The 20,141-nt window shown below is 73.9% G+C and carries 18 protein-coding genes; 12 read left to right on the top strand and 6 right to left on the bottom strand.

Annotated elements, in window-relative coordinates:
* Nucleotides 1–338: 338 nt before the first annotated feature.
* From ACZ5ON_RS29395 to ACZ5ON_RS29375, 5 genes are all read left to right on the top strand, one after another.
* Nucleotides 339–1,799 carry a HEAT repeat domain-containing protein gene (locus ACZ5ON_RS29395; RefSeq protein WP_465599051.1) on the top strand — a complete coding sequence of 487 codons (1,461 nt, stop codon included), beginning with the start codon at nucleotides 339–341 and terminating at the stop codon, nucleotides 1,797–1,799.
* Nucleotides 1,800–2,053: 254 nt separating this feature from the next.
* Complete coding sequence (locus ACZ5ON_RS29390; RefSeq protein WP_465599049.1) at nucleotides 2,054–2,812, top strand: DUF1775 domain-containing protein; 759 nt, start codon at nucleotides 2,054–2,056, stop codon at nucleotides 2,810–2,812.
* Nucleotides 2,813–2,991: 179 nt separating this feature from the next.
* Complete coding sequence (locus ACZ5ON_RS29385) at nucleotides 2,992–3,369, top strand: hypothetical protein (protein WP_465599047.1); 378 nt, start codon at nucleotides 2,992–2,994, stop codon at nucleotides 3,367–3,369.
* A 469-nt stretch (nucleotides 3,370–3,838) separates the two neighbouring features.
* The gene (locus ACZ5ON_RS29380) at nucleotides 3,839–4,186 is read left to right on the top strand and encodes a YciI family protein (protein ID WP_344640051.1); all 348 of its coding nucleotides are present in this window, start codon (nucleotides 3,839–3,841) and stop codon (nucleotides 4,184–4,186) included.
* A gap of 32 nt (nucleotides 4,187–4,218) precedes the next feature.
* Nucleotides 4,219–5,517 (top strand): RNA polymerase sigma factor, encoded by a 1,299-nt coding sequence (locus tag ACZ5ON_RS29375; RefSeq protein ID WP_465599045.1) that lies wholly within the window; start codon nucleotides 4,219–4,221, stop codon nucleotides 5,515–5,517.
* A gap of 215 nt (nucleotides 5,518–5,732) precedes the next feature.
* Here ACZ5ON_RS29375 and ACZ5ON_RS29370 read toward each other — a convergent pair whose 3' ends face one another.
* The 4 genes from ACZ5ON_RS29370 to ACZ5ON_RS29355 all read right to left on the bottom strand — a co-directional run bounded on the left by ACZ5ON_RS29370 (nucleotide 5,733) and on the right by ACZ5ON_RS29355 (nucleotide 9,468).
* Nucleotides 5,733–6,614 (bottom strand): 5-oxoprolinase subunit C family protein, encoded by an 882-nt coding sequence (locus ACZ5ON_RS29370; RefSeq protein WP_465599043.1) that lies wholly within the window; start codon nucleotides 6,612–6,614, stop codon nucleotides 5,733–5,735.
* Between the two features lie 291 nt (nucleotides 6,615–6,905).
* Nucleotides 6,906–7,583 carry a 5-oxoprolinase subunit PxpB gene (gene pxpB, locus ACZ5ON_RS29365; RefSeq protein ID WP_465599041.1) on the bottom strand — a complete coding sequence of 226 codons (678 nt, stop codon included), beginning with the start codon at nucleotides 7,581–7,583 and terminating at the stop codon, nucleotides 6,906–6,908.
* A gap of 164 nt (nucleotides 7,584–7,747) precedes the next feature.
* Entirely contained in the window at nucleotides 7,748–8,524 is a 777-nt protein-coding gene (locus ACZ5ON_RS29360) for a LamB/YcsF family protein (RefSeq protein WP_465599039.1), read from the bottom strand.
* Nucleotides 8,525–8,835: 311 nt separating this feature from the next.
* Entirely contained in the window at nucleotides 8,836–9,468 is a 633-nt protein-coding gene (locus tag ACZ5ON_RS29355) for a hypothetical protein (RefSeq protein ID WP_465599037.1), read from the bottom strand.
* Between the two features lie 190 nt (nucleotides 9,469–9,658).
* Here ACZ5ON_RS29355 and ACZ5ON_RS29350 point away from each other — a divergent pair, with 190 nt between their 5' ends.
* From ACZ5ON_RS29350 to ACZ5ON_RS29325, 6 genes are all read left to right on the top strand, one after another.
* A complete protein-coding gene (locus tag ACZ5ON_RS29350; RefSeq protein WP_465599035.1) occupies nucleotides 9,659–11,191 on the top strand; it encodes a hypothetical protein in 1,533 nt (510 codons plus the stop codon).
* Between the two features lie 124 nt (nucleotides 11,192–11,315).
* The gene (locus ACZ5ON_RS29345) at nucleotides 11,316–12,188 is read left to right on the top strand and encodes a hypothetical protein (RefSeq protein WP_465599033.1); all 873 of its coding nucleotides are present in this window, start codon (nucleotides 11,316–11,318) and stop codon (nucleotides 12,186–12,188) included.
* A gap of 61 nt (nucleotides 12,189–12,249) precedes the next feature.
* The gene (locus ACZ5ON_RS29340; protein WP_465599031.1) at nucleotides 12,250–16,824 is read left to right on the top strand and encodes a hypothetical protein; all 4,575 of its coding nucleotides are present in this window, start codon (nucleotides 12,250–12,252) and stop codon (nucleotides 16,822–16,824) included.
* Between the two features lie 197 nt (nucleotides 16,825–17,021).
* On the top strand, nucleotides 17,022–17,219 hold the full coding sequence (locus ACZ5ON_RS29335) for a hypothetical protein (protein ID WP_344640042.1): 198 nt from the start codon (nucleotides 17,022–17,024) through the stop codon (nucleotides 17,217–17,219).
* A gap of 2 nt (nucleotides 17,220–17,221) precedes the next feature.
* The gene (locus tag ACZ5ON_RS29330) at nucleotides 17,222–17,623 is read left to right on the top strand and encodes an ArsR/SmtB family transcription factor (RefSeq protein ID WP_465599029.1); all 402 of its coding nucleotides are present in this window, start codon (nucleotides 17,222–17,224) and stop codon (nucleotides 17,621–17,623) included.
* Complete coding sequence (locus ACZ5ON_RS29325) at nucleotides 17,575–17,703, top strand: DUF6126 family protein (RefSeq protein ID WP_465599027.1); 129 nt, start codon at nucleotides 17,575–17,577, stop codon at nucleotides 17,701–17,703. Before ACZ5ON_RS29330 ends, ACZ5ON_RS29325 begins: the two co-directional genes overlap by 49 nt.
* Nucleotides 17,704–17,772: 69 nt before the next feature.
* Here ACZ5ON_RS29325 and ACZ5ON_RS29320 read toward each other — a convergent pair whose 3' ends face one another.
* Nucleotides 17,773–18,153 (bottom strand): ArsR/SmtB family transcription factor, encoded by a 381-nt coding sequence (locus tag ACZ5ON_RS29320; RefSeq protein ID WP_465599025.1) that lies wholly within the window; start codon nucleotides 18,151–18,153, stop codon nucleotides 17,773–17,775.
* A gap of 104 nt (nucleotides 18,154–18,257) precedes the next feature.
* Between ACZ5ON_RS29320 and ACZ5ON_RS29315 the strand changes: the two genes are divergently transcribed.
* Nucleotides 18,258–19,346 carry an NADH:flavin oxidoreductase/NADH oxidase gene (locus ACZ5ON_RS29315; RefSeq protein ID WP_465599023.1) on the top strand — a complete coding sequence of 363 codons (1,089 nt, stop codon included), beginning with the start codon at nucleotides 18,258–18,260 and terminating at the stop codon, nucleotides 19,344–19,346.
* A 235-nt stretch (nucleotides 19,347–19,581) separates the two neighbouring features.
* Here ACZ5ON_RS29315 and ACZ5ON_RS29310 read toward each other — a convergent pair whose 3' ends face one another.
* A complete protein-coding gene (locus tag ACZ5ON_RS29310) occupies nucleotides 19,582–19,896 on the bottom strand; it encodes a hypothetical protein (protein WP_465599021.1) in 315 nt (104 codons plus the stop codon).
* Nucleotides 19,897–20,141 lie beyond the last annotated feature (245 nt).

The raw sequence follows: 20,141 nt of genomic DNA, 5'->3' as shown, positions 1-20,141 counted from the left end.
GTCCGCGGGCGGCATTCCGGCGGCGGCGCGGAGCGGCGTGGTAGTGGCTTGATCCAGTCGCTGCCGTGCCGCTTCCGCATCTGTAGTTGTGTGCGAGCAGGGTGCGTTGTCGGGAGATTTCGGTACTGTTCCGGGTGGGATCGGTACGGATGGACCGCTCCCGGTGTCCCGATGTCGGACCGCGGGTAGTCCAGCTCGGTCCTGTGTGCGTAAGGAGCGCCCAGGCGGTAACCTTCGGTGATTCCGGCGCCCGGGGCGCCCTTGCACGACCGACCAGTTAACCCCCGGCGACGGAAATCCCGTTGCCCACGACGACCGCCGCAACGGATGCTGACCTCATGTTCGAGCCAGTGATAGCGCCCAGCGCCAGCCTCCTCGGCCTCCTCCAGAGGGGTCGCGGTGACGGGCAGCTGCATGCGCTGGCAGCCGACCGCGCCGAGGCACTTGCCGCCCTTGAGGAATGCGTCACCTGCGACCCGCGTGCCGACTGGCAGGTCGAGAACCGCTCCCTCTACTACGCCCGGCTGTACATGGAGCTGGAGGCTCCGCTCACCGGCCTCGAGCAGCATCTGCACGACCCCGCCGACGTCTTCGACCAGGACGAGGGTCGCACCGGCCTCGCCCTCGCGGTGCTCGGCCACCTCGCTGCCTACGGACGCCGCGACGCCCTCGACCTGCTGCGCGGCTACACCGCCGTCGGCGCCAACTGGGCCTGGGCCCTGGACGAGCTGGCGCTGCGCGACGACGACCGCTCGCTGCTCTCGCTCGCACCCGCCGTCCTGGCCCGCTTCCCGGAGGGCGAGCGCGGCGAGGCCGAGCTGCGCGCCGCGATCCGCTCCGCGTACGAACCGAGGCCGTGGCGGCTGTGGGCCGCCCACTACCCGAGGGTGGCCGCTGCGAGCGAGCAGTCCCCGTTCGACCTCTGGCAGCGCCAGCTCAACCGCAGCGGTGTCACGCCGGGCTGGAGCACCGCCGACGTGCTCGCCTGGGCCGACCGGTCGGAGCCGGGCGCGGCCGCGGTGACCGGCGAACCTCCGGAGGGCGGAGCGCTGGCGCGCCGGGCCGCGGCGGCCGCCCGCTGCCTGGCCGCCGTGGTCCGCCGCCCGGAGGACCACGAGGCCGTGCTGGAGGCCGCCCTCGACGGTGCCCCCGGTGCTCGGATCGCCGCCCTGCGGTACCTGGTCGACCAGCAGGATCCCGAGGCGGCCGCCCTGATCGAGACCGCCGCCGCCGACATCGACGAGCGGATCGTCTGCGCCGCACTGGAACTGGTCAAGCGGATGCGCGGCCCCGAGGTCCTGGGCCACGCCCGCCGCTGGGCGGATCCGGACAACGGCGGCGCCGACAGCGCCCTCGGCGAGGCGGCCGTGCAACTGCTGGCCGACACCGGGGAACCCTGCGACGGCCCGCTGGTGGTCGCCGCGCTGCGCCGCTGGCTCTCGGTCCGCGGGGTGGCCGGTGCCGGGCTCGGCACCCTGGTCGACGGAGCGGGACGGCTGGCCGCCGCGCACGCCGTACCCGCCCTGCGCCACATCTACGGTGAGGCGGCCTCCTCCGAGCTGCGCGGCCGCGCGGCCCGGGCCCTCGCCGTGACCGACCCGCACTTCGCCCGGGGTATCGCCGTCGAGTGCCTCTGGGACTGCGAGGAGTCCACCCGCGAACTCGCCGCCCGTCACGTCACCACCACCGGTGACGTCCGGGTGCTGGAGCGCCTGCGCCGCCTCGCCGCCGACCCGGCCGAGGAGGCCGAGGTCCACGCCGCGGTCCGCGGGCGGCTGACCGCGCGGGACCGTACCTGACGGGATCGTACGGAGGCGTACACCGGGGGCGTGCGGCAGCGCGCGGTGGGCGCACCGAGGCACACCGGGGAGTGCGCGGGCGTCCGGAGGCTAGATCGGCGGTGGTTCGGGAGCGCCGACGGCGCGCGGAGGCCCTGTACCCGGCACGGCACCGGGTGGGGCATGATGGCGGGGCTGTCCGGCCGATCCGTCCGCGGCCGTCCATGGGCTCCGTCCCGTACCCCAGCCCCGTGCCCCCTGGAGCAGCTGTCCTCATGAACCGTTCCCGTTCCCGTTCCCGTGTCCTGGCCCGTGCCGTCACGCCGATCGTCGCCCTGACCGGTGTGCTCGCCTTGACGGGCCCCGCGTCGGCGCATGTCGAGGTCGAGTCGGACGGGGCACAGGCGCTGGCCGTCGGCGCGGTCGTCTTGTTCAACGCGGAGGGCGAGTCGGACACGGCGGGCATCAACCAGATCCGCGTCGCACTGCCGACGGGCATCGCGCCCGCGGACGTGACGCTCACCGACGGACCGCAGGGGTGGATGCTCACGCCCTCCGCCGACGGCTACACCGTCGCCGGCCCCGCGCTGGCGCCGTCGAAGGCCGCCGGCTACAAGATCAAGGTGCGGCAGCTGCCGGACGCCAAGGAGTTGGTGTTCAAGTCGCTGGTGACCTACACGGACGGCCACGTCGACCGCTGGATCGAACTCCCGCAGGGCGGGGCCGCCCCGGAACACCCGGCGCCCGTACTCAAGTTGGCGGCCGCAGCCCCCGGAGCCACCCCGCTGCCGGCCGACCCGTCGGCTGCGCCCGCCACGCCGACCGCCACCGCCGGTTCGGTGGGTGCCTCGACCGGCGCGTCCGCCTCGCCTTCCGCGTCCGCGTCCGCTGCGGCGCCCGCCTCGGCCACGGCGAAGGCATCCGGCAGCGGCTCGTCCTCCGGCAGTGTTCCCGTGGTCATCACGGTCGTGGTGGTGCTGGCCGCGGCCGTCGGCGGCATGGTCTGGTGGCGCCGCCGCGCTGCCGGGAACTGAGGCGCGCGGCAAGCCGGGTGCGCCGCAGAGCGACGTAGGGCCGGGCCGGGCACCCCGGGCCGCGAGTCCGGCCCGGATCGCGCCTGCCGGGAGGCGTTGAGGCGGTCGCGCGCATCAACAGAGCGTCAGGACGGCTCGAACTGCCGTTCTGCGGCCCGGTGCTGTGCGAGGCTGGCAGGGTGACGATCTCCGAGTTCCCACTGCGCTACGACAGTTGGTTCCTCCCGTTGGCCACCGTGGTCGGTCTCGGGCGGCGCCGGGCGGGTGCCCGGGTCGGGGACGGCGCGGTCACGGTGCGGATGGGCTGGGCCTTCCGCGTGCGGATCCCGTTGGACGCGATCCGCTCCGCCGGACCGGACAGCGGCTGGGTCACCGGCTGGGGCGTGCACGGTTTCGCCGGTCACTGGCTGGTCAACGGCTCGTCGAGGGGGCTGGTCCGGCTGGGAATCGACCCCGCGGTACGCGGATACGCGGTCCATTTCCCGGTGCGGCTGCGGGAGTTGCGCCTGAGTCTCGAAATGCCTGACGCGTTCCTCGCGGCGCTCCGGAGGAACTGACCGGCTCCCGGTGGAGGTGGTGCCCGCTGGAAGGGCCGGACCGCGCTGACTCGATGCCGCGGACCGAGGCGATCCGCGGGTGCCGGAACGGTTCGACGGGAGCCGCCACGACGGTGGCGAGGACCCCTGGTCCCGGATGACCGCCAGAGGTCGGCGCGCGGCGCGATCGGGTGGCGCCGGACCGACGCACGGCCTGTCGGAGCGCGGCCCGGCGAGTGGACTCGGTAGCGTGCGGCCGTGTCGTCCGACCTCGGTGCCGTCGCGGTCGGCCCGGCCACCGGCTTGCCCGATGACCGGAGCCGGAGCGGCCCCGGTCGCAGGATCGGCGCCTGAAGTTCATCGGATTTCCGAGAATCCGAAAAAACTTCTCAGGGGGTGTCGAATCCGGCGGACCTGCGGCGTCGTCCTGGATGAGGCCGCCGAACGAGCGGCCGATACCGACCAGGCCGATACCGACCGAGGAGTCACGATGCCCAAGTACATGCTGCTGAACTATCTGCCGACCAAGGGCGGCCCCGCGCCCGAGGAGATGCGCGAGCAGCACGCCCGGTGGATGCGGTACGACCAGGACCTCAAGGAGGCCGGACTGTTCCTCGCCAACGACGGGCTCGCCGGACCGGACGCGGCGACGACCGTCCGGGTGCGGGGCGGTGAGACCCAGCTGACCGACGGGCCGTTCGCGGAGACCAAGGAGTACCTGGCCGGCTACTTCCTGATCGAGGCGCCCGATCTCGACGTCGCACTGGAATGGGCCGCGCGGATGCCGAGCAGCAGCTATGGTTCGGTCGAGGTGCGGCCGGTCTGGGGCCAGGCCTAGGCGGCCGGGGCGGGACAGGAGTGGGATAGGGCGTGAGCTCGAACGACGCGTGGCGGCCGGCCGCTGAGCCTGCGGCACCGGCTGGTCCGGCCGCCGCCGTCGAACGCACCTTCCGCGCCGAACAGGGTGCGGTGCTGGCCACGTTGATCCGGCACCTCGGCGACTTCCAGCTCGCCGAGGACGCCGTTCAGGACGCGTTCGCGGCCGCGCTCGCCGCCTGGTCCGAGGACGGCGTCCCGGCCAATCCGGGAGCGTGGATCACCGTGACCGCACGCCGCAAGGCGATTGACCGGCTGCGGCGCGAACGGGCCATCGCCGACCGCGCCGCACGGCTGGCCGAACTCGCGCGCCTCGACGCCCAGGAGCACCGCCCGGAACACGGAGCCGACGAGGGCGGTGAGGTCGTCGACGACCGGCTGCGGTTGATCTTCACCTGCTGCCACCCAGCCCTCGCGATGCCCGCCCGGGTGGCGCTGACACTGAAGACGCTCGGCGGCCTCAGCACCGGGGAGATCGCCCGGGCCTTCCTGGTCTCCGAGACCACGATGGCCCAGCGACTGGTACGGGCCAAGCGCAAGATCGCCGAAGCCGGCATCCCGTACCGGGTGCCGGGCGGTGCGGCGCTGCCCGGGAGGCTGGAGGGCGTGCTGTCCGCGGTGTACCTGATATTCAACGAGGGTTACGGCGCGGCGGAGGGCGACCGGCTGGTCCGGGGCGAGTTGTGCGGTGAGGCGATCCGGCTGGGGCGGCTGCTCGTTGCCCTGATGCCCGAGGACGCCGAGGTGCGCGGTCTGTTGGCGCTGATGCTGCTGCACGACGCCCGCCGCGACGCCAGGCTCGACGCCGACGGCCGCTACGTCCCGCTGGACCGGCAGGACCGCTCCCGATGGGACCGGGACCGGATCCGGGAGGGGCTCGGCGCGCTCGACGCCGCGATGGGGCTGCGCCGCCCGGGCCCGTACCAGTTGCAGGCCGCGATCGCCGCGCTGCACGTCGAAGCACCCGGCGCCGAGCAGACCGACTGGGCGCGGATCGCCGGACTCTACCTGGCACTCGGCCGCCTGTCGCCCTCACCGGTGATCGAGGTCAATCGCGCGGTCGCGCTCGCCCGGGCGGTCGGCCCCTCGGTCGGTCTGGAGGTGCTCGCACCGCTGCTCGACGACTCCCGGCTGGCGCGCTACCAGCCGCTGCACGCGGCCCACGCCGAGCTGCTGCGGCAGGTCGGAGACCGCGAGGGCGCGGCCCGGGCCTACCGGCGCGCACTGTCGCTGACCGGCAACGCGGTCGAGCGGACCGAACTGGAGCGTCGGCTCTCCGAGTTGGGGGAGTAACCCGGCCGCCGAGCCCGGCTCGGACGTCCCGGCGACGGTGGCCCGCGGTCTCCGGTCGGCCCGGCCGCATGCGCCGGTGACAGCGTGCGGCCCACCGGGCATCCCCCCGGGCAGCGCCTCACCGCATGGCGGCAGGCTGCTGAACCGTTTCGGCCGCTGACAGGAGACCGTGGTGCTGCTCTCGTGCCGGCCCTGGCCCTTGCCCGCCCTCCGTCTCAGCTGCCGGACCGGTCCCGGGGACCGTGCAGCAGGGAGAAACGCAGCGGGGTACCGGGGCGGGCCTGGGCAGCGGCGGCGAGGTCGGCGGCCGGGACGACGCCGATCACCGGGTAGCCTCCGGTGGTCGGGTGGTCGGCGAGGAAGATCACCGGGAGGCCGTCCGGTGGCACCTGGACCGACCCCAGCATCACTCCCTCGCTGGGGAGTTCGTCCTCGCGGGCCCTGGCCAGCGCCGGTCCCTCCGTGCGCAGCGCGATCCGGTTGCTGTCCGTCGACACCCGGTAACGGGCGCGCGCCAGACCCGCGAGCGCCTCGGCGGTGAACCAGTCGGCCCTCGGGCCGGGGCGCAGGCGCAGCATCAGTTCTACCGGGGGAGCGGGCAGTGGGGCCAAGTCCACCGCGGGGTACGGCCCGACCGCCGGTCCGACCGGCAGTACCTGGCCGGCCGTCAGCGGTGCGGGACCGAGCCCGGACAGCAGATCGGTCGAGCGGCTGCCGAACACCTCGGACACCGCGAGCCCGCCGGCCACCGCCAGATAGCTGCGCACGCCGTACGTGGCGGGCCCGACCTCGACCACCGCCCCCGCCGGTACCACGACCGGCGCACCCCACGCGGCCGGACGCCCGTCCACCCGCACGGGTGCGGGCGCGCCGGCAACCGCGACGAGCAGCGGGGAGAGGGCCTTCACCGCGACGCCGCCCACGGTGGTCTCCAGAGCCGCGGTGCCCGGCGGGTTGCCGACCAGCCGGTTCGCCGTCCGCAGAGCGGGCTCGTCCAGTGCGCCGCCGCGCGGTACGCCGAGGTGTGCCACACCGCGCCGCCCGAGGTCCTGGACCGTTGTCAGCGGGCCGGGGCGCACGACGAGCAGGCCGTTCATTGATACCTCCAGGAGATCCCCTGGCCTCAGCCGGGGGGAATCGGACTTCCTGCGGAGCAGGTCAGGAAGCGGCGTTTCGCCGGCAGGGCGGACCATGGTGCCCGGTAAGCGGTAGCCAAGCTTGCCGGGCCTACCGCAGGGCTGGCGGGAAGTCAGGTCCGTGGAGCTGATGCGAGACCGATGGGCGGTGCACCGCCCCTCCGCCGGTAGTTCCAGGACAGCTGCCGGCTGTGGAGCGGAAAGCCCGAACCGCGAGGGTTGGATTCCCCCTCGTTCACGAGGGAGAGGAAGTCAACGGTGGTCCGTTGCCCGGCTGCCCGCCGGTGGGAGCCGACTGCCGCTCAGGGTGTCCGGAACCGGGACGAACCGTACCCGGACGCCCGGGGCGAGTAGGGCGGGCGGGTCGTGCCGGACGTCCCAGAGCGTCAGCGTGGTGCGGCCGAGGAGCTGCCAGCCGCCGGGGGAGGAGTGCGGGTAGACCCCGGTGAACGAGCCTGCCAGCGCGACCGATCCGGCCGGCACGGAGCTGCGCGGGGTCTCGCGGCGGGGCAGTTCATAGCATTCGGGTAGACCGGTCAGATAGCCGAAGCCCGGGGCGAAGCCGCAGAACGCCACCCGGTACTCCGGTTCGCTGTGGATCCGCACCGCCGCCTCGGACGAGACGCCCCAACGCGCCGCGACCTCGGGCAGATCGGCGCCGTCGTAGACCGTCGGCACCTCGACCAGCGGGCCCTCGGCGGGCAGGTGCAGCGGAACCGTCCACTCGGCCAACTTCCGTAGCAGCAGCGGGCGGTCGGTGACGCCGTCCAGCAGGACGGTGCGCGCGGCGGGCACGATCTCGGCTATCTCCGGGAGTTCGTCCCGCCGGGCCAGCAGCTCGACGTACAGGGCGGTCACCCGCTCGATCCGGTCGGCCTCCACGAGCAGTGCGTCCTCGCCGACCTGACGCAACATCAAACCATCTGCCATGTTCCGCCATTCCCCGCCATAGCCGCCAACCGCCGCTTCCTGGCCGTGCCCGTGCCCGTGCCCGTGCCCGTGCCCGTACCGTGTCCGCGCCCGGACCGGTCGCCCACCCCTGCTCATCCGCCTGTCCGCCTGTCAGTCCGGGCCGTTGCCCGTGCCGGGGCGTGTCAGGCGAACGGTTCGACCCGTACGCCGGCGGACGCCAGCGCTCCGCGTACCCGCCAGGCGAGCTGGGCCGCGCCCGGGGTGTCGCCGTGCACGCAGAGCGAACGGGCCTCGACGGCGACGGGTTCCCCGCCGACGGCGGTGACCAGGCCGTCCCTGGCGATGCCGACGGCGCGCGCGATCACTGCCTCCGGGTCGTGCACCACGGCGTCCGGGTCGCGGCGCGGGACCAGGGTGCCCGCCCAGGTGTACGCCCGGTCGGCGAACGCCTCGGCGACCACCGGCAGTCCGACGCCCTCGGCCACCGCCAGCAGCCGGGACCCGGGCAGGCCGAGCACGGGCAGCGGCCCGTCGCACACCGCTCCCGCCCGCAGCACCCCGGCCACCACCGCCTCGGCCTGCTCGGAATCGCCCACCACTTTGTTGTAGAGCGCGCCGTGCGGCTTCACGTACGAGACCCGGGAACCGGCCGCCCGGGCGAAGACCTGGAGAGCGCCGATCTGGTAGGCGATCTCGTCGGCCAGTTCCTCCGGCGGTACGTCCATCGCCCGGCGGCCGAAACCCGCGAGGTCGCGATAGGAGACCTGGGCGCCGATGCGTACCCCGCGTTCGGCGGCCAGCGCGCAGACCCGGCGCATGATCGAGGGGTCGCCGGCGTGGAAACCGCAGGCCACGTTGGCGCTGGTGACTACGGAGAGCAGGGCCTCGTCGTCGGTCAGGTCCCAGCGTCCGAACCCCTCGCCGAGATCCGCATTGAGATCGATCACCGCATCGGCCACGCCACGCCCGCCTCCCGCGTCATGCTGCCGCGTCTGCCCACGCCCGCTGTTCGGGTTGATCGTAGGGCCTGGCCGGTGGCAGGGGTGAGTGTGACCCGGCGACGGAGCGTGCGACGGGCCCTCGCACGCTCCCCCAATCGGTGGATAGCCGCCCGGGGCGCAGGACGCTCCGCTGTGCGGAACCCCGGTACGACGGCGGCCCATCGGATCACCACCGCGCCACCTGCCGTCCGTCGGCGGACACGCCCCCACGCCCCCCGCGACCCGTCGACGGTCCGCTCCCCGGGGGCCGGGCCGCCGGCTGGGCGCGGTCAGGCTGACAGTGGGACACCCGGCGCCGTGGTGGCCCGTTCGAGTCGCCGGATCGCGCGCAGCACGATCAGCAGCGGCACCACGCCGACCACGCCGAAAGACATATCGACAAATCTCCATGCCAGCGGGATGTCGCGCAGTGGGCCGCAGATCAGTGCCAGCGGAATGATCCCGGCGCAGGCGATCACCGCCCACCTGACCACCCAGACGTTGCGCACCGGGTTCTGGATCGGTCCCCAGAAGGCCGCCGCGATCACCAGGTGCGCGAAGGCGAGCCAGTCGGTGCCGTAGGCGAGGAAGGGATAGCGGGCATTGGTGTCGGCCAGCCCGTCGCGGATCCGCTCCGCCCAGGCGGTCGCCGCCGGGAAGGTATGGCCGACCGGTGAGCCGCCGATCAACTCGGCCAGCCAGCGTGACTCGGTCTGCAGCGGGAAGGCGGTCAGCCCGCTCAGTACCAGGCAGACCACGAAGATCCACAGCCAGGTCCTGATCCGGCGCAGCTCACCGGCTCCGGCCGCGCTGCCCGCGGCTGCGCCGTCCCCGCCGTCGGCTGCGCCGTCCCCGCCGTCGGCTGCGCCGTCCCCGCGCAATGCCCGCTCGCCGGCCGTCCCGGCGCCATCCAGGTTTCCCATGCCAAGCCCCCACCTGTCCGAACCTGTCCCAACGGCGGCCGGAGAACACCGTCCGGCCGCTCCGCGGTCGACTGTAGACCTGGAATTGAACGCGTTCAACTTCGCCGTGGACGTCTTTCGCGTCCCCGGCGGCCAGGATGGCCGGGCTCGTTTCGGACCTTGCCGGTGCGAACCTCTAATCTTGTCCCCCGTGACCGCCATCGCAGATCAGAGCGCCGGGACCGAGCTCCGGCCGCCCGCCGCAGCCGCCCGGCCCGCCCCGGGCCCGGCCGCCGACGAAGGGCTCGCCCGTCGGCTCAAGGCACTGGCCTGCACGGCCCCGCTGCACGACCTCGACAGCCGCAAGGTCAACCTTGCCGGCGAGTACGGCTCGTACACCATGGCCGAGATCGGCCTGGCCGTGATCGACCTGGTCACGCTGAACATGGACTTCGACACCGGCGCCGACCGCGACACCGTGCTCGCCCGCCTGCTGCCCCGGGTCGCCGCACAGAACCCCGCCCGCGCCACCGCCGAGCACGAGCGGGTCGCCCGCTGGGTGCTGGAGTCGCTGATCAACGTCGGCAGCGTCGACCGCGGCTTCCGCATGGTCTACGGCACCTTCGCCGCCGACGGCGAGTACGTCAGGCGCGACTACGACTTCAAGCTGATCGAGGAAGTGCCCGGCCCCGACGGTGGCGTCTACCTGCGCACCACGGACGAGGCGGTCAACGTCCTGGTCGGCGCGCTCGACACCGACGTGACGTCCGCTCAGATCGCCGCCGAGGTCAAGCTGGAGGTGCTGATCCGGCGCGGCCGCCTCGCCGACGCCCAGCTCGCTGCCGAGCAAGCCCGCTACCGCACCGTCCAGTACGCCGAGACGCTGCGCCGTGCCCTGGAGGCCACCCGGCGCAACGTCCGCGCGGTGGACTGGATGCAGGCCATTCCCGACCTGATCGACGAGGCCCTGGACCACATCGCCGACCGCTACCGGCACGAGAACGCGATCCTCACCAACATCCGCAAGGCCCGCGACGAGGCCGAGGGGCCGGAGCACAAGCGCCGCGCCGCCGAGCTGGTCGACATCGTCAAGGACTGCATCCGCCGCCACACCCAGCTGCAGACCCGCCTGCTGGAGGCCGGCCCGCTGTTCCGTGCCGAGCAGGACCGCCAGGCCTTCGCCGCGCCCAGCGCCGGCAGCGGCATCGACCTCTACGGCCAGCTGTTCGCCCCGCTGCTCGGCCTGCCGATAGCCGAAGCCACCCGGCCGACGGACGCCTTCTTCACCCGCGGCATCGGCCTGCGCACCCCGGTCTCGGTACGCGTCACCGACCTGGTCGACCTGCTGCTCACCCCGCCCGTCGAGCGCGAGCACCTCGGTGCCGAGCTGCCCGACCCCGACCTGATCGCCACCCCCGACGACAGCCGCTTCTCCGAGGCCCAGCTGGAGGCCGCGCTGGAGCTGCTCGACCTCCCGGCCGACGCCCCCCGCCGGCTCTCCGGCCTGCTCGCCGAGGCTCGTCGCCAGGATCCGGAACTCCCCTACCTGGTCGCCCTGTTGGCCGTGCACGCGGCCAGCCCGCCGGTCGGTACGGCCTACCGGCAGGGCGAGGAACGCCTGCTCTTCGCGGTCGACGACGGCACCCGGCTGGACGACCCGGAGTTCGGCGGCGCCGACCTGATCGTCGGCAGCGCCCTGCTGGACGCCGCCGGCATGGCGGCCGACCGCAAGGACGCGAGCTGATGGCTCGCCGTCAGCCGTCGGCGCACCGTCAGCCTCCGCCGGCGGTACCCCGGCCGGCCGCGCGCCAAAAGAACCCCGCAAGCCGTCCCGTCCTCCCCCGTACCATCCGCAAGGAGCACCATCCGTGATCACTCACCCGGACGCGACCTGGGCGCCCGACCCCGAGCCCGCCCCGGCGCCGATCACGCCCGCCGACGTGGCCGATGCCGCGCGGCTGGTCTCCTTCGGACTGCAGGCGAAGCTGCTCCCGGCCCGGGACGCGGAGTACGCCGAACTGATCCGCCGGCACCGGGAGGATCCGCCGTTCGCCCGGCTCGCCGACGCCGTCGCCACCGGCATGGGCCTGGTGGTGCTGGAGGTGTCCCCGCGTGCGGGCATGGCCGTCGCCGCCGCCGAGGAGTCCGTCTTCGCGGTCCGGATGGGCGACTACTCCCGCCGCGCCGCCGCCGAGTCCACCGACCGCTTCCTGCACGGCCTGGCCCACCTGGCCATCGCCGCGATGGCCTTCCCGCGCCCGGAGGACCTGGCCGACGACGGCTACCTCGGCCGGGTCAGCGTCAACGGCGTGGACGCCTTCGTCCGCCAGGCCTGCCGACGGCTCGAACAGCAGGCCGAGGCCGCGGGCGCCAACACCGACCCGGCCAGCGACGCACCGGGCCTGGAGTCCGCCTGGCGGGTTTGGGCCCGCCGCAGCGCCACGGGTGCCACCAAGGACGCCCGCCGCCTGGCCGGCTCCACCATCGGCATCGTCTCCAAGGCGGTGCTGTTCCTGGTCGACTCCGGCTTCCTGCAGAAGGTCTCGGACGACTCCGGCGGCACCTACCGCACCACCGCGCGCTACCAGCTCCAGGTCCGCGACCTGGCGGGCAGCGCCGCGATGGCCGAACTGCTGGAACTCGGCGTGGTCGCCGTCAGCGACGGCACCGCCAGCCTGCTGCCCGCGGACGACAGCGAGGAACTGGTCGCCGACGCCGGCCTGCCCTTCCACTCCCTCTGATCCACCGCCACCGCCGACCCCTGACCACCCCGACCCCCCCGTCACTGGAGAACCGCCGCACATGTACGAGCTCAACCGGGTCCGCCTCTACTCGATCGGACCGGCCGGCGCCCGCTACGCCGACACGGTGCTCGACCTGCGCGGCGTCGGCGAACCGGTGCCCGAGCCCGTGCCGCAGCAGATCGGTCTGTTCGGTGCGGACCCAGAGGGCCCGCAGCGCCGCCCCGCCCCGGCCGGCGTGCTGTTCCTGGAGAACGGTGGCGGTAAGTCCGTCCTGCTCAAGCTGATCTTCTCGGTGATGCTGCCCGGCCACCGAAACACCCTGGGCGGCGCCAGCTCCGGCGTGCTGCGCAAGTTCCTGCTCGCCGACGACTGCGGGCACGTCGCCCTGGAGTGGCAGCACACCGTCACCGGTGAGCTGATCGTGGTCGGCAAGGTCAGCGAGTGGCGCGGCCGCCAGGTCTCCTCCGACCCGCGCAAGTTCGCCGAGCTCTGGTACTCCTTCCGCCCCGGCCCCGGCCTGACCCTGGACTCGCTCCCGGTCGCCGAGCGGATCAACCTGGCCGACCAGAAGGCCCGTGGCCGCCGCCGCACCATGAAGGGCTTCCGCGACGCCCTCACCGAGACCGGCAAGGCGCACCCGTACCTCGACCTCACCTTCGAGGACGGCCACGACCGCTGGACCGAGCACCTCGGCGAACTCGGCCTCGACCCCGAACTCTTCCGCTACCAGCGCGAGATGAACGCCGACGAGGGTGAGGCGGCCGGCCTCTTCGCCGTCAAGCACGACTCCGACTTCACCGACCTGCTGCTGCGCGCCGTCACCGACACCCGCGACACCGACGGCCTCGCCGACCTGGTCCACGGCTTCGCCGCCAAGCTCGGCCGCCGCGCCGAACTCACCGCCGAACGCGACTTCACCGCCGGCTCGCTCGACCTGCTGCAGCGGATCGTCGACTGCACCACCGCCCGGGAGAGCGTCCGCGAGACGCACCGCACCGCCGAGCGCCGCACCCGCCGGCTCGCCCACGCCCTCGCCACCCGCGCCGCCGCCGAACGCGACCGTGCCCAGGACCTCGCCATCGAGGTCGCTGCCGCCGCGAGCGCCGTCACAGCCGCTGAGACCGACCGCACCCGGCACTCCCTTATCGTCGCGGAGCTGACCCACCGCCACGCCACCCTCGGGCTGGCCGCCGCGACCGCCGAGGCCGCCGCGCTGCGCCGCGAGCTGACCGACGCCCGTACGCTGCACTCCGCCTGGCAAGCCGCCGAGGCGGTGCTGCGCCACCGCGCGGCCGCCGACCGGGTGGCCCGGGTCGCCGCCGCGATCCGCGAGGCCGAGCTGGACGCCGCCCCGGCGCTCGCCGCCCGCGCCAAGGCCGCCGGTGCACTGGCCCGGGCACTGGAGAGCGCCGCCGTCGCCGCCGAGACCCGCGCCGACCAGGAGGAGCTGCGCGCCGGGGAGCTGCAGTCCGACGGCGCCGCCGCGCAGGCCGAGGCCACCGCCGCAGCCACCGCCGCCCAGAAGGCCCGCAGCGAGGACGAGCACCTGCGCCAGCGCCTCGCCGAGGTCGAGCAGGAGACCCAGGCCGCCGTCGAGGCCGGCTGGATCGACGCAGACTCCGACGAGCCGGACCCGGCCCGCGCCGCCCTGTTCGCCGCCGACGCCGAGAAGGCCGCCACCAGCGCACTGGAGCAGGCCCGCGTCGCCGCCGAGCAGACCGCCGCCCGGGTCCGGGAGACCTCGGCCCTGGCCGCCAAGGCCGAACTCGCCGCCGCCCGCGCCGCCGACGCACACACCGCCGCCCGCCACGCCCTGGGCGCCGAGCAGCGCACCGCCGCGCTGCTCGCCACCGAGGAGCGCCTCGCCGGCCTGCTCTCGCTGACTCCGTACCAGGAGGGCGCCGAGGAGGGCGAGGGCTTCCTCACCCCCGCCGTCCTCGACGTCAACGCCGACGACCTGCGCGAGCAGCTCGACCAGGCCATCGCCACCGCCGAGCGGACCCTCTTCGACCTCCGCACGGCCGCCGCCGAGGACTCCCGCATCCTGGCCGCGCTCGGCGACGGCGGGCTGCTGCCGCCGGGCCCCGACGTGCTCGCCACCGTGGAGTACCTCGGTGAGCACGGCATCCCCGCGCTGCCCGGCTGGCGCTACCTGGCCCAGTCCGTCGACCCGGCCGACCACGAGGCGATCCTCGCCGCCCGGCCGGAACTGGTCGACGGCGTGGTCGTCACCGACCCCAGCTCGCTCGACCGCGCCCGCGAGGCCCTGGGCAGCGCCGCCCTGTTGCCGCGTTCCACCGTCGCCGTCGGCACCGCCGCCTCGCTGATCGCCCCGATCACGAACACCGATGGGCCCGCCTTCCACCCCTTCTTCGTCGTGCCGCCGAACCCGGCCATGCACGACGAGAACGCCGCCGACGGCGAGCGCCGCGAACTGCGCGCCCGCGCCATGGCCCGCGAGGAGCACATCCGCGAACTCGCCGCCCGGCTCGGCCACGACCGCGCCCTCGCCGCCCGCCTCGCCTCCTGGCACACCAGCTGCCCGCCCGGCACCCTCGCCGAACTCGCCGAAGCCGTCCAGACCGCTGCCCTCGCCGCCGAGAGCGCCGCCGCCGAACTCACCACCCTGCGTGCCGAGCACGCCGAGGCCGAGACCGACCACGCTGCGGCCGCCGCCATCCACGAGGACCACCGGGAGAGTGCACAGCGCGCCCGCCGCCGCGCCGACGCCCTGGCCGGACTCGCCTTCCGGCTGCGCGAACGCGCCAACTGGGCCCGCCGCCGCCGCGAACTCACCGAGGACGCAGCCGAGTGCGACCGCCGCCAGGCCGGCTGCGCCGAGCGCGCCCGCACCTGCGACGAGGACCGCCGCGCCGCCCAGCGCGCCGCCGACGACGCCCGCCGCACCGCCCGCACCCTGCGCGCCGAACGCGCCGAGATCTCCGCCGGCACCGAGATCATCGAACCCGACGAAGCCCCCGCCTCGCTGCCCGCCCTGCGCGAGGCCTACCGAGCCGCCTCCCAGCTCTACGAGAAGGTCGGTGTCGGCGCCGACCTACGTGCCGAACAGGCCCGCGCCGAAGGCGACGAGGCGGCAGCCGCCGCCGAGCTCGACCGCCTCACCAACAAGGTCCGCACCCGCGCCGAGGAACTGCTCTCCAGCCCCGACGGCGCCGACGGCCCCGCCCGCCAGGCCGCCGCCGCGCGGGCCGAGGAGCTGGTCGCCACCATCGAGTCCCGCTCCGCCACCGCCAGTGAGCAACTCGGCCGCCTGCGCGGCGAGGTCGAGCGCTCCGCCCCCGCCGACGGCGCCGAGTGCCACACCGAACTGCCCGAGGACCTGGTCCCCACCGACCCCGAGCACGCCCAGACCCTGCTGCGCACCGCCACCTCGCTGCTGGCCGAGCGCCGCGAGCAGGTGGAGACGGCCCGCCTCGAGTACGCCGACCTCCAGCGCACCCTGGACGCCGCCCAGAGCGCCGCCGCCGACTTCGACGAGGCCGCGGCCGGGCTCCGCGACGGCCTGCGCGACAACCCCGAGGAGGCGGAGCAGAGTTCGGACCCGTACCTCGGCGGCCTCGCCGAGGCCCGCAGCGCCGCCACCGAGACCCGCCGCAGCCTGCGCGCCGCCGCCACCGAGCTGAGCGCCGCCGAACTCGCCGTCCGCGACGCGGCCGACGCCCTGATCCGGCACGCCAACGCCGCCCGCTACGAGGCCGTGCGCACCCCCGCCCGCCAGCAGATCCGCGAACTCCCGGCCGCCACGCTGCCCGACCACGCGGCCGCCTGGGCCGCCGCCTTCGCGCCCCGACTGCGCGTCCTCAGCGACGAGTTGGCGCAGCTGGAACGCAACCGGGGCTCCATCGTGGACCGCCTGCGCGGCCTGGTGGAGAGCTCGCTGGCCACCCTGCGCGCAGCCCAGCGCCTGTCCCGGCTGCCCGACGGCCTGGGGGAGTGGTCCGGACAGGAGTTCCTGCGGATCCGCTTCGAGGACCCGGACCACGCCGTGCTGGTCGAACGCCTCGGCGAGGTCATCGACGAGGCAACCCGCGCCGCCGTCAAGAAGAACTCCGACCTGCGCCGGGACGGAATGTCCCTGCTGCTGCGCGGAGTCGCCGCCGCCATCGGTCCGAAGGGCGTCAGCGTCGAGATCCTCAAGCCGGATGCGGTGCTGCGCGCCGAACGCGTCGGCGTCGGCCAGATGTCCGACGTGTTCTCCGGCGGCCAGCTGCTCACCGCCGCCATCGCGCTCTACTGCACGATGGCCGCGCTGCGCGCCAACGACCGCGGCCAGTCCCAGCTCCGGCACGCCGGAACGCTCTTCCTGGACAACCCGATCGGCCGCGCCAACGCCACCTACCTGCTGGAGCTCCAGCGCGCGGTGGCCGACGCCCTGGGCGTCCAGCTGATCTACACCACCGGTCTGTTCGACACCACGGCGCTGGCCGAGTTCCCGCTGGTCATCCGCCTGCGCAACGACGCCGACCTGCGGGCCGGCCTCAAGTACATCTCCGTCGAGGAGCACCTCCGCCCCGGCCTCCCGGCCCCCCAGGACCCGCAGGGCCCCACCATCCACGGTGAGATCACCGCGACCCGGATGTTCAAGCGGCCCGCGGAGCCGGCGGCCGTCTGAACGACCCTCCAGCGGTGAGGAGTTGCAGTGACAGGGGCATGGAGAGCCGTTCACGGCGTTCCATGCCCCTGCTGCTGCGCGGCTCGGGCGGGACTCCGGCGCCGCCGCTCCGGTGTCCGGGAAGCCGTGTCCGGACCGGCGGTCAGGAGGCCGGTGATCGGCTTGAAGAATTCTTCACATTCATAGATCCTGTACGCGTGACCGACGTGTTCGCCGAGGAACTGCGCGACCAGCTCGCCCAGGCGAGGCTGGACCTCGCGGCAGCCCGCGAGGCCGGGGACGAGGACGGGATCGACGCGTACCGGGGCCGGATCACCGGGCTGCTCCGCATCGCCGCCCGCCACAGCATCACGGTTCCGCACGAGCCGGACGACGACGTAGGGGACGAGGACTGAGCATGCCGGTACCGCTGTACCGGGCCAAGGCGGAGTTCTTCCGCACCCTCGGTCACCCGGTCCGGATCCGCGTTCTCGAACTCCTCCAGGACGGCCCGCGGCCGGTCCGCGAACTCCTCACCGAGATCGACGTCGAGGCATCCAGCCTCTCCCAGCAGCTCGCCGTGCTGCGCCGCACCCAGCTGGTCACTGCGACCCGCGAGGGCAACACCGTGGTGTACGAGCTGAGCACCCCCGATGTGGCCGAGCTGCACAGTGCCGCACGCCGAATCCTCACCACCCTGCTCGCCGACCAGGGCGCACCGCTCGCCCAGCTGCGCGGCGGCGCGGCCGCCGAACCCCAGGGAGCCCACCGATGGCGGACGCCAAGACGGAGGAGAAGAGCCGCCGCAAGGCGATGCTGACCAGGGCGCTGATCTACATCGCGGCGACCCACATCTGGGCGGGCTTCATGATCCTGCTCTTCACGCTCGGCAAGCGCTGACGCCCTCAGCCCCGCCACGGGGACCGTTCGGACCGCCCCGCCGGGCCGTCCCCGCTTCGCCGGGACCGTTCAGACCGCCCCGCCGTCCGGACACTGCTCCACGCGGGCCCGCTGGGCCAGCGCGGCGTTCAGCACGCCGTCCAGCAGGCCGGGGAAGAGCAGTTCCAGATCCTCCGTGCGCAGCATGCTCATCCGGGCCGTCCCCCTGCGGAACTGGCGGATCACGCCCGCCTCGCGCAGCACCTTGAAGTGGTGGGTGGTGGTCGATTTGCTCACCGGCAGGCCGAACGCCTGGCAGGCCATCTCGTGTCGGTTGACCGCCAGTTCGGTGGCGATCTGCAGCCGTACCGGGTCCGCGAGGGCGTGCAGCACCGCCTCCAGGCGGATCTCCCCGCAGGTGGGCTCCGGCAGTACGGCCTGGTCTCCGGTGGCTGCGATGGTCTCGGTCACCCCTCGATAGTACGAGAGGAATCGTAGTTTGACAGACGTCGTACTACGAGAGATATCGTACGAGTGTCTCCACAAACCCCTGCACGTCCGTCCCAGGAGCAGCCGTGAGCGCACTCTTCGAGCCGATCACCCTTCGATCGCTGACCATCCCCAACCGGATCTGGCTGGCACCGCTGTGCATGTACTCGGCCGCCCCCGAGGGGCCCGAGACCGGTGTCGCCACCGACTTCCACCTCGCGCACCTGGCCACCCGCGCGGCCGGCGGGGTCGGACTGGTGATGGTCGAGGCCACCGCAGTGCGCCCCGACGGGCGGATCACACCGTACGACCTGGGCCTGTGGAACGACCGGCAGCAGGAGCAGCTCGCCCGGGTCGCCGCACTCGTCAAGCAGCACGGCTCGGTGCCCGCCATCCAGCTGGCGCACGCCGGGCGCAAGGCCTCGCACGACAGGCCCTGGCTCGGCGGTGCGCCGCTCCCGGCGGACGGGCTCGGCTGGCAGACGGTCGCCCCGTCCGCGATCGGCTTCACCGCCGGCGGGCCGGTGCCGCACGAGCTGACGGTCGACGAGATCCAGGAGCTGGTCCAGGCCTTCGCCGACGCCGCCAAGCGGGCGCTGGCGGCGGGCTTCCAGGTGGCCGAGATCCACGGCGCCCACGGCTACCTGATCCACGAGTTCCTCTCCCCGCTCAGCAACCACCGCACCGACGGCTACGGCGGCGACTTCGCCGGGCGCGCCCGGTTCGCGCTGGAGGTCGTCGCGGCGATCCGCGCCGTCTGGCCCGAGGAGCTGCCGGTGGTCTTCCGGGTCTCCGCCACGGACTGGGTCGACGGCCGGCCGAGCTGGACGCCCGAGGAGACCGTCCTGCTGGCCAAGGAACTCCAGGCGGCCGGCGTGGACCTGCTCGACGCCTCCTCCGGCGGGCTCGTCCCCGACGCCAGGATCCCGGTCGGCCCCGGCTACCAGGTGCCGTTCGCCGATCAGGTGCGCGCGGCCACCGGCCTGGCCACCAGCGCGGTCGGCCTGATCACCGACCCCGTCCAGGCCGAGGAGATCCTCACCAGCGGCAAGGCCGACGTGATCACCCTCGGCCGCGAACTCCTCCGCAACCCCTACTGGCCGCTCCACGCGGCCCAGCGGCTCGGCGTCACCCCCGACTGGCCGGTCCAGTACGGCTACGTGCTGAAGCGCTGAGCGGCCGAGGGGGCCAACCGCCGGTGGCTGAACCCCAGTTAAACGATCCAGGTCCAGCGCTGCTCCTGCGGCGAGGCGGGTGGTGGGTGCGGCGGTCAACCATCCACCGCCGCAGCGCACTTCGGTGAGCGCGCCGGCAGGTTGTCCGGTCGATCCGGGGATCCGTACGGCCAACTCCCCGGACCGAACGGACCGTTCCCCGCGCCCCCGGCACGATCCATGGCCGACGCCGGGATCAGTACTGCAGCGGCGCCCGGCTCCCGTCCGGGCGCCGCTTCGCATAGCGGCTCCCGGACATCGGCGAGGCCGAGTCGGGCCTGCTCATCCGCTGCGCCGCGATCTGACGCGAGATGAAGATCTCCAACAGGCACCAAGCGGTGGCGAACACACCCACTGCGCTGGCCAGCAGCGCCGGCGCCAGCAGCCAACTCCCCGCGTACGAGGCCAGCGTCGCCACCATCAGCGTGACCAGGGTGCACGAGAGACTCATCCAGGCCCGAACGGCGGCCGACCGTACTTCGTCCGGCAGGCGACGGCGTGCAGCGGACATCCAGACCCCCAAGGCGCGGACGAACGGCGACCGAGAACCGAGCCGGCGCACTCCTCGCCACGATGCGCCCCTCGTGCACGCGATGCGCCGCTAGCAAGAATGGCGCACCCCCGGCGGGGGCGGACACGCCGCCGGTGCGGATGACGCGCCGTCCTGTCGACGGCGCACAGTGCGCCACCCGAGCGACACCTTGCCCCGTTCCGCACCGATCATGCCCGTAAACCGCCGGACCATGGCAAGAACGG

It is taken from the genome of Kitasatospora sp. NPDC032150, assembly GCF_055579945.1.
This window is presented reverse-complemented; position numbering and strand designations above follow the sequence as displayed.

Bases quoted from the DNA above. Each gene is read 5' to 3' on its own strand.
- ACZ5ON_RS29395 (WP_465599051.1), top strand. From the start codon at position 339: ATGTTCGAGCCAGTGATAGCGCCCAGCGCCAGCCTCCTCGGCCTCCTC.
- ACZ5ON_RS29390 (WP_465599049.1), top strand. From the start codon at position 2,054: ATGAACCGTTCCCGTTCCCGTTCCCGTGTCCTGGCCCGTGCCGTCACG.
- ACZ5ON_RS29380 (WP_344640051.1), top strand. From the start codon at position 3,839: ATGCCCAAGTACATGCTGCTGAACTATCTGCCGACCAAGGGCGGCCCC.
- ACZ5ON_RS29370 (WP_465599043.1), bottom strand. From the start codon at position 6,614: ATGAACGGCCTGCTCGTCGTGCGCCCCGGCCCGCTGACAACGGTCCAG.
- pxpB (WP_465599041.1), bottom strand. From the start codon at position 7,583: ATGGCAGATGGTTTGATGTTGCGTCAGGTCGGCGAGGACGCACTGCTC.
- ACZ5ON_RS29355 (WP_465599037.1), bottom strand. From the start codon at position 9,468: ATGGGAAACCTGGATGGCGCCGGGACGGCCGGCGAGCGGGCATTGCGC.
- ACZ5ON_RS29340 (WP_465599031.1), top strand. From the start codon at position 12,250: ATGTACGAGCTCAACCGGGTCCGCCTCTACTCGATCGGACCGGCCGGC.
- ACZ5ON_RS29330 (WP_465599029.1), top strand. From the start codon at position 17,222: ATGCCGGTACCGCTGTACCGGGCCAAGGCGGAGTTCTTCCGCACCCTC.
- ACZ5ON_RS29325 (WP_465599027.1), top strand. From the start codon at position 17,575: ATGGCGGACGCCAAGACGGAGGAGAAGAGCCGCCGCAAGGCGATGCTG.
- ACZ5ON_RS29310 (WP_465599021.1), bottom strand. From the start codon at position 19,896: ATGTCCGCTGCACGCCGTCGCCTGCCGGACGAAGTACGGTCGGCCGCC.